The organism is Alteromonas sp. 14N.309.X.WAT.G.H12, from assembly GCF_036697315.1.
Classification (GTDB): Bacteria; Pseudomonadota; Gammaproteobacteria; order Enterobacterales; family Alteromonadaceae; genus Alteromonas.
In genome coordinates this window covers 1-11,087 of sequence record NZ_JBAHZB010000111.1, presented here as the reverse complement: position 1 = coordinate 11,087, position 11,087 = coordinate 1, and the positions used below count along the sequence as shown (strand labels likewise).

Genomic DNA, 11,087 nt, shown 5'->3' with positions numbered 1-11,087 from the left:
GAGATAGTGATTAAATCCGCATAGGCTTTCGCAACACCCGTTGCAATGGTACCTACGCCAGGTTCAGAAACCAATTTGACCGATATAAGGGCGCTTGGATTCACCTGTTTTAAGTCGAAAATCAACTGGGCCAAATCTTCGATAGAATAAATATCGTGATGGGGCGGCGGTGAAATCAGGGTCACGCCGGGTACGGAGAAACGTAACTGGGCAATGTATTTGTTTACCTTGTCACCAGGTAACTGACCGCCTTCACCGGGCTTGGCACCCTGGGCGACCTTAATTTGAATCACGTTGGCATTCACCAAATAATGGGGTGTCACACCAAAGCGACCCGAAGCGACCTGCTTAATCTTGGAATTTTTCTCTGTGCCAAAACGTGAAGGATGTTCGCCACCTTCACCGGAGTTTGATTGTCCGCCCAAACGGTTCATGGCAATGGCTAAGGCTTCATGAGCTTCAGGGCTCAACGCGCCAATTGACATGGCAGCAGTATCAAAACGGCGGAACAGATGGGTATCTTCTTCCACTTCACTGATATCGATTGCCTCATTGGGCGAATTTAATGCCAGTAGATCGCGGAAATGGGACGGCGCACGTTCGTTAACATGCTTTGCATACACCTGATAATCAGCATAGTCGCCTGATACCACAGCCGTTTGCAATGACTTAACCACATCCGGATTATAGGCGTGATATTCCCCATCGTGGACGTATTTAAGCAAGCCACCGTGAGAGAGGGGTTTGCGTTTCAGCCAGGCGATACGATTCTGATTGATAATATCTTGCTCGAAGTCTTCAAAACCTGCGCCTTGAATACGAGAAGGTACACCGTTAAAGCAAAGGTTGATAACCTCGTTATTGATGCCGATGGCTTCAAACAGTTTCGACGAGCGATAACTGGCAACGGTACTGATCCCCATTTTGGACATGATCTTATACAGACCTTTGTTAATGCCCTTACGATAGTTCAGTACAGCGTCAGTGACACTGCAGGTAAGCTCCCCTTTTTCACAAAGCTGTTCGATGGTTTCATAGGCGAGGAACGGATAAATGGCCGTTGCACCTAGTCCAATTAAAACAGCAAAATGATGAGGGTCACGGGCGCTGGCGGTTTCTACCACAATATTGGCGTCGCAGCGCATTTGCTTATCGACAAGACGACGGTGAACCGCACCGGTGGCCATGGCTGCCGGAATGGTCAGTCGGTCTTTTTTGATGTTGCGATCAGACAAAATGACGAAGGCGGCCCGTTTTTGTCTGACCAGATATTCCACCTCGTCACAAATACGTTCAATGGCTTTACGCAGCCCTTCTTCCTGCTTGTATTGTAATTCGACTTTTTCGGAGTAGTAATACTCAGAATCGAATTCCCGTAACTGTTTTAAGTCGGTATAAACCAATACCGGTGAATTAAACAGCACGCGGTTTGCGTAACCGGAGGTCTCGCTAAATACGTTTTGTTCACGACCAATACATGTCGCTAAGGACATAACGTGGTTTTCGCGTAGTGGATCTATGGGAGGGTTCGTTACCTGTGCAAACTGCTGGCGGAAATAATCATAAATTGTGCGGCTCTTAGAAGAGAGTACGGCCATTGGCGTATCATCGCCCATGGAGCCCACGGCTTCTTGGCCATCTTTGGCCAGCACCTTGATGATTTGCTGAATTTCTTCATAGCTATAGTTAAATAGCTTGTGATAAACACCGATGGTGTCATCGTCAAATACCCGCTTGCCCAACTCGGAGGAGTCAACCTCTTCAATAGGTGCTAAATGACGAATATGTTTTTCTAACCATTCTTTATAGGGATGGCGATCTTTAAGGTCGGCGTCAATTTCATTAGAACGCCAAATTTTGCCGGTGTAGGTATCAACCGCCAGCATTTCGCCAGGGCCCACACGGCCTTTTTCTATCACATCTTTTTGATCGTAATCCCAAATGCCCACTTCTGAGGCTAGGGTAATAAAGCCGTTTTTAGTGATCACATAGCGGGCTGGTCGCAGGCCATTACGGTCGAGGTTACAGGCTACGTGTCGACCATTGGTCAATACGATACCTGCTGGGCCATCCCAGGGTTCCATATGCATGGAGTTAAATTCGTAGAATGCACGAAGATTCTCATCCATGGTGGCGTTATTTTGATACGCAGGTGGAACCAGTAGTCGCATGGCGCGGAATAAATCCATACCGCCAGCAAGAAACAGCTCAAGCATGTTATCCAGTGACGAGGAATCCGACCCGTGGGTATTCACATAGGGGGCTGCGTCTTTAAGATCGGGAATAAGGGGCGTGGAAAACTTGCCAGAACGCGCCAATGCCCAATCCCGGTTGCCTTTAATGGTGTTAATTTCACCATTGTGAGCAAGAAAACGGAACGGCTGTGCCAGAGGCCACTTAGGTAACGTATTGGTTGAAAAGCGTTGGTGAAAGACACAAATGGCGCTTTTCAGTCTTTCGTCGGCTAAATCGAGGTAAAAAGCCGGTAAATCTCGGGGCATGACCAAGCCTTTATAGATGGTCACTAAGCCAGATAAACAGGCTACGTAGAAATCGGGATCGGCTTCGAGGCGTTTTTCGGCACGTCTGCGCACCATAAATAAACGACGTTCAAGATCTCTTTTCCGCCAACCTGCTGGGGCATTCACGAAGACTTGTTCGATCTGTGGAACGCCGGAAAGAGCCAGTTCACCCAATACGTCATGGTTTACAGGCACCGCGCGCCATCCCACAACGGTAAGGGTTTCTTTTTCTAGCTCTTCGTTAAGCACGTCTCGGGCGGCTTGCGCCAGTGCTTTGTCCTGATTGAGAAAAACCATACCAACGGCATATTTTTTACTCAATTTCCAACCATTTTCATCGGCAACAGCCTGAAAGAAGGCATCCGGCTTTTGTAACAGTAGGCCACAACCATCACCGGTTTTACCGTCAGCGGCAATACCACCTCGGTGCTGCATTCTATCCAGGCCTTGAATAGCAGTTTCTACCAGTGTGTGACTGGCTTCCCCATGGGTGTGGGCGATTAAACCAAAACCACAGTTATCCCGGGAATCATTGGGATTGTATAAACTCATCTTTAAAAACTCCTTCAACCTTCGACTGGGCAAGGCATGTGTTGGATCGTGGTCCGCGAAGGGGCGCGCATCGCAACAATTTTAATACAGACGTCTATTTGAGATGGAAAAAACCATTTCTGTAACGTCTATTAATGTCGTTAATTATTATTAGTAGGACGCCAGTCGTTAACCGCATTTTTATGCATGATTGCTTAGCGGGCCGTACAAAATACATACATTGCCAAGCAAAATCAAATGATAATAAACGACTGATATCCTGAATTTTTTGTTTTTGCGAAAAATCTTTTTTAATTCAAAAGGTTGGCTAGATGTAGAGTGTGGTTATATTTTGTGCTTAGTGGCTAAAATTATATCACCAAGGAATAATCACACTACTTAGTAGACTGTTTAATTTTTTTTATTTTGAATAATCATTCATTTTTTATGTTTAATTATATAGTTTTAGGCGGGTAAAAACGAATGATTATAATTTGTTGACAGACTACCGACTTTTCGCCGAGTACCTATGTTCTTTTGACACGGTCTATTTAATACCAATATACAGCGGGAAAGTTAAGAGTGCAAAGGATGAGCAAAAAGCATAAAAAAAACTGTTCAGACGCTAAGTTGGTCAAGGTTTTGCTTAAGTTAATATAACGGTGGAAGGGGGTCACGCACTAACAACCAGTTGCTGGAACATCCACCGTCAATGCGCTTATAAAATATTGCGGTACTATTACAGGTTTTTTGGAGACAAAACAATGAGATATGAATTATTTGATGATGAAGATATGGATGGCGTCGCGGTGCCTGGCTACAATTAAGGAGTTTAACAGTACGCGGGAAGGCGTTTACGTGTCCCAACTTCCCGCGTCCTGCACTATCATAGCGCAACTATGTCGTTATACAGAGACACTTCCCCCCACTTTTTTTGTTTTCTCTTCTTTGAATGTGGCCTAGGCAGTAGGCTTTAGTATCTTACCGTGATATAAGTGCATTAAGACTAGATTTACTCTGCAGTTTGTTTTTATGCATCAAGACTCACCTAACGATTCATGGGCCATTAAGTTTGCTCAATTTATAAAGCGTTTCGGTACACTTAAATTAAGCCTCTTATTTGTGGTGGTTACGCTGGTTTTTACCCTGGGCGGTTCATACGTTATTCGTGTGGCCATGGGGTATAAAGTACAACCGGATGATTTTATCATTGCTGTGGTACTGACCATGTTGTCAGCGCCCTGGGTCTTGTACTTTTTAAGTGAATTGGTTAAGCAACTTGAAACCTCGCGGACAAATCTTAAAGAAGTGGTGAGTCAACTGGAGCGCCTACGTGAAGAAGATGTATTTCTAAATCGGGAATTGCAGAGCAATATTCGCCAGCTCAATCATGAAATAGAGCAACGGCGTAAAGCACAGGAAGACCGGGAAGCCGTATTTAAAGATCTGGAAAAAGAGATTGAAGAAAAATCCCAGTCAGAACAGCAGGCACGTCACCTTTCCATTCTTTTCCGTTCCATTATCGATGCCTCACCGGATCTTATTTATTACCGCAATGAAGAAGGGCGTTTTGCCGGCTGTAACCGTATTGCCGAAATGCTAACGGGTAAAACCGAAGAAGAACTGGTGGGATTAACGCTGCATGACGTGTTTGAGGAAGAATTAGCCCGTCAAATCGTGGCCTCGGACCATGAAGTCTTGGAAAATAATGCGGGCATGACCGAAGAGTTGTGGTTGCGCTTTGCCGATGGTCGCCGTCGTTACTTTGAAATGAAGCGGGTTCCCTTTTTCGACAATGAAGGCAAACGTCTTGGATTGCTCGCCTTTGGCCGTGATATGACAGAGCGTAAGCAAGCAGAGAATGCCGCAGCAAAAGCCAGTACGGATAAAACTCGATTCATTGCTACGATTTCTCACGAACTGCGTACGCCGTTAAACGGTATTGTGGGGTTAAGCCGCATGTTGCGCGACACTGAGTTGACGGAAGAGCAATTCAGTTGGGTAAGTACCATTTATGCCAGCGCCATCACTTTAGGGAATATATTTAACGATATTATCGATCTCGATAAGCTTGATCGAGATAAGTTGGAATTGAGCTTAAAAACCGTCTCATTACGGGACTTTACCCAAGAGCTGTCCAGTATAATTCGTCTGCTGGCTGCGGATAAGTCACTGGAATTAAAAACCAATATTATCGAGCCGCTGCCGGATTTAGTTGAAGTCGACGGCACCCGATTACGTCAAATTCTGTGGAATATCCTGTTTAATGCGGTGAAGTTTACACAAAAAGGCCACGTAAGTTTAAGTGTGTCCGCCAGCCAGGCCAAAGATGACATGACATCAGTGACCTACATCATTGAAGATACTGGTGTGGGCATTCCTGAAGGGGAAATCGACAAAATATTTGCCATGTATTATCAGGTGGATCATCCTGATCATCAATCGGCCACCGGCACAGGTATTGGTTTGGCCATTTGTAAGCAGATGGTGGATCTCATGCACGGTACCATTGAGGTTTCCAGTGAAGTGGGTAAGGGCACCCGTTTTAAAATTACATTGCCACTGCAAATATCAAAACGGCCGATGCAGGTTTCACAATTACAGGTTACCGATCTTAATATTTTGCTGGTGGAAGATATTGAGTTAAATGTGATGGTCGCAAAAGCGTTGCTCGAAAAACTGGGGCAGACGGTTGACGTGGCAATGACGGGGCAAGAAGCTATCGATAAGGCCAGAGAAAACCATTACGACCTTATATTGTTAGATATCCAGCTTCCGGATATGACCGGCTTTGATGTAGCCAATACATTACGAGATGAAGATCTGGTGATGGGAACACCGATGGTTGCTCTTACCGCTAACGTGATTAGAAAGCGAGAAGAATACCTGCAAAATGGCATGGATGATGTCATTGCTAAACCCATCAAGAAAAGTCGCGTCATTGAAGTGTTCAATAGTTTATTTACTGAGCCTGCCGCGCCTCTTGATACGGAAGTGGCCAGCAAGCCGAAAAGTGACACCAGCAAAGTGTTGTCCACGATTTTGGATCTAGAGTTGCTGCAAATGCTTATCGACACCATTGGTGAAGATATGGTGCGGGCCAGCGTAAAAGTGTTCCAAGAAAAAATGCCGGAATACATGGAGATCCTGCAACTGAGCCTAAGTGCAGATGAAAAGTCAGAAGTGTGTTCACAAGCCCACAAGATTAAAGGGGCCGCGGGCTCTGTGGGTCTGGCCCGTGTGCAGCGTATTGCCAATCAAATTCAACAAGGTGATCACCCTGCTTGGTGGCAGAATGTGCACGATTGGGTGGAAGAACTGCAGATGGCGGTGGCACACGATATGAAAACGCTGCAAGACTGGCTTAATCAGCAGATGATTGAGGATTAACCTTTACGCCATGTCCGATGAGGTCTTTAGTAATAAAACGGTATCACCCCAGACACTGCCTGATTTAGCTGAGCTGGCTTTTGCGCCCATATCGGCGGCTTATGGCAAGGTGAATCTGGGGATCGTAGTGACCATCACCACCGTACTTTTGCTCATCGCCCTTGGCGTGCGTTTTCAGCCTTTTACCGTGCTGCCAGCGCCACTGTTTGCTGTCAGCTATTACGGGCTGATGGTGATCCCGATTATGGGCACCTTGTTGGCGGTTTATCAATGGTTTGCCGACAAACAAATTAAGTATGCCTTGCGCGAGCAGGATCTTTCATTAACCCAAGGATTGATCTTTCGCCGGTTGGTAAGTCAGCCCATTTTACGTATTCAGCATATTGAGTTAAAACGGGGCCCACTAGACCGCCTTGCTGGGCTGGCGAAGTTACAGGTGTTTTCTGCCGGTGGCGCTGGGCATACCTTTGAAATTCCCGGTTTGCCTATTGCCCAGGCACAGAAAATCAGACAGTTTATTTTAGCCCATAAGGACATAGGTGCGCGCTAATGGGAGACAGTGACAGGCCGCAAACGGGGACAGGGAATACGCCATGGCAACGTTTGCCCCTGGTGTCCATACTGTACTTTATCATTTCCACAACCTTGCAATTTGTACGTCAGTTCATCGTTGCCATTTCTGTGCTTGCCTATTCGGTTTCCTCCACGGATATTCAAGGGTCGACGTTTTTTATACCCGGTCTCGTAGTGTTGGTGATTGTCATTATTTGCAGCGGCTTTATGAGCTTTTGGTTTTATCATTACCGTGTCCATCATCGTCATGTGGAAATTCGATCCGGGGTGTTAAAGCGTAGAAATATCAATTTACCCTTTTGGCGGATCCAAAACGTCAAAATTGAGCGCCCCTTTTATTACCGTTTGACCCAATATGCGGTACTGGTTCTTGATACCGCCGGTTCTGCAGAAGAAGAAGCTAAAATTGTGGCCATCACCATTGCGGATGCACAAGGATTGCGCCAGCAAATTCTTTCGGCCGGTGACAATGACCAAGATGATCAAGATGGTGATGCTCCATCCGAGAAAAGTGAAAATGAAACGTCGCCCCTTTTAACCGAAACCGTGATTAACCGCAGAGAGGTGAAGGATCTGATCCTCCACGGATTAACGAATAATCGGGTGTGGATCATCTTAGGTGCCCTTGCCCCTTTTTATGATGATATTGGCAGTGCTTTTTACGGTTGGCTAGACGCCATGGGGTTGTCCTTAGAGGTCTTGTTCCCCTCAGAACAGGTAGCCTGGTGGCAACTTTCTTTGTATGTGATTTCGTTGATGCTACTTGCGTTAGGGATAATGGCAAGTGCTTCTGTGGCTGGGGCTGTGATCACCTATTACAATTATACCCTTAGTCGTACCTCCGACCGTTATATTCGTCGTTCCGGTTTATTTAGTCTGCAAGAAGTGAGCATGCGGCAAAGTCGGATCCAGAAAATCAGCATCAAACAAGATTGGCTGGACTATCTGCTTAAACGGGCCAATCTCTTTTTTGAACAAAATAAAACCGGACGCCAGGCAGAGCAAGAACTGCATTCCACCAGTAAGTTACTGGTTCCTTCGGTGACATACCCAGAAGCTAAGATCCTTGCTATGGATGGGATGCCAGCTAATCAACTTTATCAGATCCCGTTTACGCGTATTCATCGGCGCTTCATTTCCCGCTACCTGTTCTGGTTTGTATTGCCCATCAGTAGTCTCATATTGGCGCTGGCCTACGTGGAATTGGGGGTGTTGGCGGTGTTGCCAGCACTCGCGATGGCGGTAGTGTTGTCTGGTATCGTTTATGTGCGCTGGCGTCGTTGGGGCATTGCCATCGATACGCAATATTGTTATGTACGTAAAGGGCTTGTGGGGATCGACCGCTATTGTTTTGCCTTACACAAGGTGCAGCAGGTGGTGATTTCACAAAGCCTTTTTATGCGTAGACGCGACCTGGCGAATATTCGCTTTATACTTGCCAGCGGTGAAGTGTCTGTGCCCTTTCTGCCTTACCAGCAAGCCCTTTATTTGGCTAACCGGGTGTTATGGGAAGTGGAATCCCAACGCCGTTCCTGGATGTAGGTGATGGCATGGTTCATCAGGGGCAGATATAACACTAAGGCACGGGGTGAATAGCCTTAGTGTTATCAGAGTAAGCTTAGGCTACGGCTGTTTGTGCGTACGCATTGAGTTTTGACAGATAGTGTTCTTTTTCGTCGCTTTCTAACCACGCCACTTTAAAGGCATTGCCCGCTAGCGTAAGCAATTGGTCTTTACTAAAGTGACCTTCTTCTTGCAGGGCAATAAAATTCTCATTGAGGTAGGCCCTAAAATAGGCCGGATCATCGGAATTGATGGTCGCTAACAGCCCTTTTTCCAGCATTGCTTTAATTTCGTTTGATGTTAACGACTGCACCACAAAGCGATTGGACACAGGGCAAACAGTCAAACCGAGCTGTTTGGCTTTTATCTTTTCACATAAGGCGTCTGATTCTAGCGCATTCACACCATGGTCAATGCGATCCACCTGAATGTCGTCAAGTACCTGCGTAATATGCTCCTGTGTATTTTTCTGATTCACATCGCAATGCATGGTGAGTTTCAGTCCCCACTGTCTGGCAAGAGAAAACACCTCTTTAAATTTAACGGGGGGATTGTTCAGTTCATCAGAGTCGAGACCAACCCCAACTAGCCAGTCGAGATAGGGCTCTGCCATGCGTAAATGGGTCATGGCTGATTCCGCCGACATATCACGAAGAAAACAAAGAATAAGCTGCGAATCGATGCCCAGTTTCTCTTTTGCTGCCATTTGCGCTTTGTGAATGCCGGTGATCACGGTTTCAAAGGCAACGCCCCGGGTAGTATGGCCTTGGGGATCAAAAAACAGCTCGGTATAGACAATATTTTGTGAGGCGGCTTTTTCCAGATAATCCCAGGTTAAACGGTAAAAATCTTCTTCTTCGATGAGCACGCTCATGCCGGCATAATAGATTTTTAAAAAAGAAGGTAAGTCGTGAAAATCATAGGCGGCAATAAGTGCTTCCGGGGAAGGAAATGGTAGCGGGATATTATTTTTTTCTGCCAGAGCAAAACTGAGTTCCGGTTCAAGGGTACCTTCAATGTGAACATGAAGTTCCGCTTTGGGCATGTTCTCGATAAAGTCGCGCATGGTGTATTCCTGTGATGACAAAGTCTGTACAAGATGCAAGTAAAGTACCGCAGACAAATACATGCCTACTTTTTCTTTAGATACAGGTAAATTACTGAATTTGCGCTAATAATGTGTGGTAACCGATAACGGAAAATGTACCGCAGTGGATAACTTCCTCGTTTAAGCCGCAAAAGGAACACATAAAAGGGGAGAGCGCACTTATTTAGTGCGCTCTAAAGGGGTTAGGGATTAAGGACATCGCCGGGCACACAAACCCGTCCTTCCATCAATACACGGGCGCTTCTGCTCATGACCACCTTTTTCACCGTCCAGTCGCCTTTTAGCATTTCGGCTTGGGCGCCGACTTTTAGCGTACCTGAAGGATGACCAAACACCACATGACTACGTTCGCCACCGCCGGCGGCTTTGTTAACCAAGGTGCCGGGAATGGTTGCCGCAGTGCCGATAGCCACGGCAGCGGTGCCCATCATGGCATGATGTAGCTTACCCATAGAAACCGCTCGTACATTGAGATCGATATCAAGGGCACTGATTTTTTTACCGCTGGATGCGGTGTAATCAGCCGGTGCACTGACAAAAGCGACCTTAGGCGTATGTTGGCGAGAGGCTGCTTCACTGATATCGTCAATAAGTCCCATTTTCACCGCGCCGTATGCACGGATGGTTTCTAACTTCGCCAATGCGTCGGTGTCGTTGTTGATATCGGTTTGCAGTTCTGTACCTTGATATCCAATGTCCTGGGCATTCACAAAAATAGTGGGAATGCCGGCATTGATTAAGGTTGCTGGTATTGTGCCTACACCGGGAACAGTCAACTCATCCACCAGATTTCCCGTGGGAAACATGGCGCCTTCGCCGTCAGCAGGATCTAAAAACGCCACTTCGACCTCTGCGGCGGGAAAGGTCACGCCATCAAGTTCAAAATCGCCAGTTTCCTGCACGACGCCATTGGAAATGGGAATTTTTGCGGTAATGGCTTTGCCGATATTCTGTTGCCAGATATTCACCGTAGCCATACCGTTTGTGGGAATACGCTCGGCATCAACTAAATGGTTAGTGATGGCAAACGCGCCAACGGCGGCGGTTAAATTGCCGCAGTTCCCTGACCAGTCAACAAAGGGCTTGTCGATGGCGACCTGACCGAACAGGTAGTCCACATCAAACCCAGGTCGTTCACTTTTGGATAAGATCACGGTTTTACTGGTGCTTGATGTGGCTCCGCCCATCCCATCGGTGTGTTTTCCATAGGGATCGGGGCTACCAATTACCCTTAGCAGAAGGGCATCGCGGATCTTCCCTGGCTGCTGGGCCTCTTGCGGAAGATCTGAGAGCTTGAAAAACACCCCTTTACTGGTGCCTCCCCGCATATAGGTTGCGGGGATTTTAATTTGTGGCGCAAATGTCATAGATACTCCTTAAGGGGCAACAGTGTCTTCGGC

General features: G+C 46.7%; 6 protein-coding genes. 3 read left to right on the top strand and 3 right to left on the bottom strand.

Going from position 1 to position 11,087, the window contains the following annotated elements; translation table 11 throughout:
• Positions 1-3,074, bottom strand: a 3,074-nt coding sequence (gltB, locus tag V5298_RS17690) for a glutamate synthase large subunit (RefSeq protein ID WP_332932757.1), incomplete at its 3' end; no start/stop codon positions are given.
• 1,011 nt (positions 3,075-4,085) lie between these two features.
• Between gltB and arcB the strand changes: the two genes are divergently transcribed.
• From arcB to V5298_RS17675, 3 genes are read left to right on the top strand one after another with little or no spacing between them, the layout of a single operon-like run.
• Entirely contained in the window at positions 4,086-6,443 is a 2,358-nt protein-coding gene (arcB, locus tag V5298_RS17685; protein ID WP_332932756.1) for an aerobic respiration two-component sensor histidine kinase ArcB, read from the top strand.
• Positions 6,444-6,453: 10 nt separating this feature from the next.
• Complete coding sequence (locus tag V5298_RS17680; RefSeq protein ID WP_332932755.1) at positions 6,454-6,993, top strand: PH domain-containing protein; 540 nt, start codon at positions 6,454-6,456, stop codon at positions 6,991-6,993.
• A complete protein-coding gene (locus V5298_RS17675; protein ID WP_332932754.1) occupies positions 6,993-8,558 on the top strand; it encodes a PH domain-containing protein in 1,566 nt (521 codons plus the stop codon). Before V5298_RS17680 ends, V5298_RS17675 begins: the two co-directional genes overlap by 1 nt.
• Positions 8,559-8,634: 76 nt before the next feature.
• On the opposite strand, the gene add is transcribed toward V5298_RS17675, so the two are convergent.
• Together add and prpF are read right to left on the bottom strand one after the other, a co-directional pair.
• Positions 8,635-9,645 (bottom strand): adenosine deaminase, encoded by a 1,011-nt coding sequence (gene add / locus V5298_RS17670; protein ID WP_332932753.1) that lies wholly within the window; start codon positions 9,643-9,645, stop codon positions 8,635-8,637.
• A gap of 224 nt (positions 9,646-9,869) precedes the next feature.
• Positions 9,870-11,054 (bottom strand): 2-methylaconitate cis-trans isomerase PrpF, encoded by a 1,185-nt coding sequence (prpF, locus tag V5298_RS17665; RefSeq protein ID WP_332932752.1) that lies wholly within the window; start codon positions 11,052-11,054, stop codon positions 9,870-9,872.
• Positions 11,055-11,087: the final 33 nt, after the last annotated feature.

What these genes read in the sequence shown, in the direction of transcription:
- arcB (WP_332932756.1), top strand. Translation starts at nt 4,086, where the DNA reads ATGCATCAAGACTCACCTAACGATTCATGGGCCATTAAGTTTGCTCAA.
- V5298_RS17680 (WP_332932755.1), top strand. Translation starts at nt 6,454, where the DNA reads ATGTCCGATGAGGTCTTTAGTAATAAAACGGTATCACCCCAGACACTG.
- V5298_RS17675 (WP_332932754.1), top strand. Translation starts at nt 6,993, where the DNA reads ATGGGAGACAGTGACAGGCCGCAAACGGGGACAGGGAATACGCCATGG.
- add (WP_332932753.1), bottom strand. Translation starts at nt 9,645, where the DNA reads ATGCGCGACTTTATCGAGAACATGCCCAAAGCGGAACTTCATGTTCAC.
- prpF (WP_332932752.1), bottom strand. Translation starts at nt 11,054, where the DNA reads ATGACATTTGCGCCACAAATTAAAATCCCCGCAACCTATATGCGGGGA.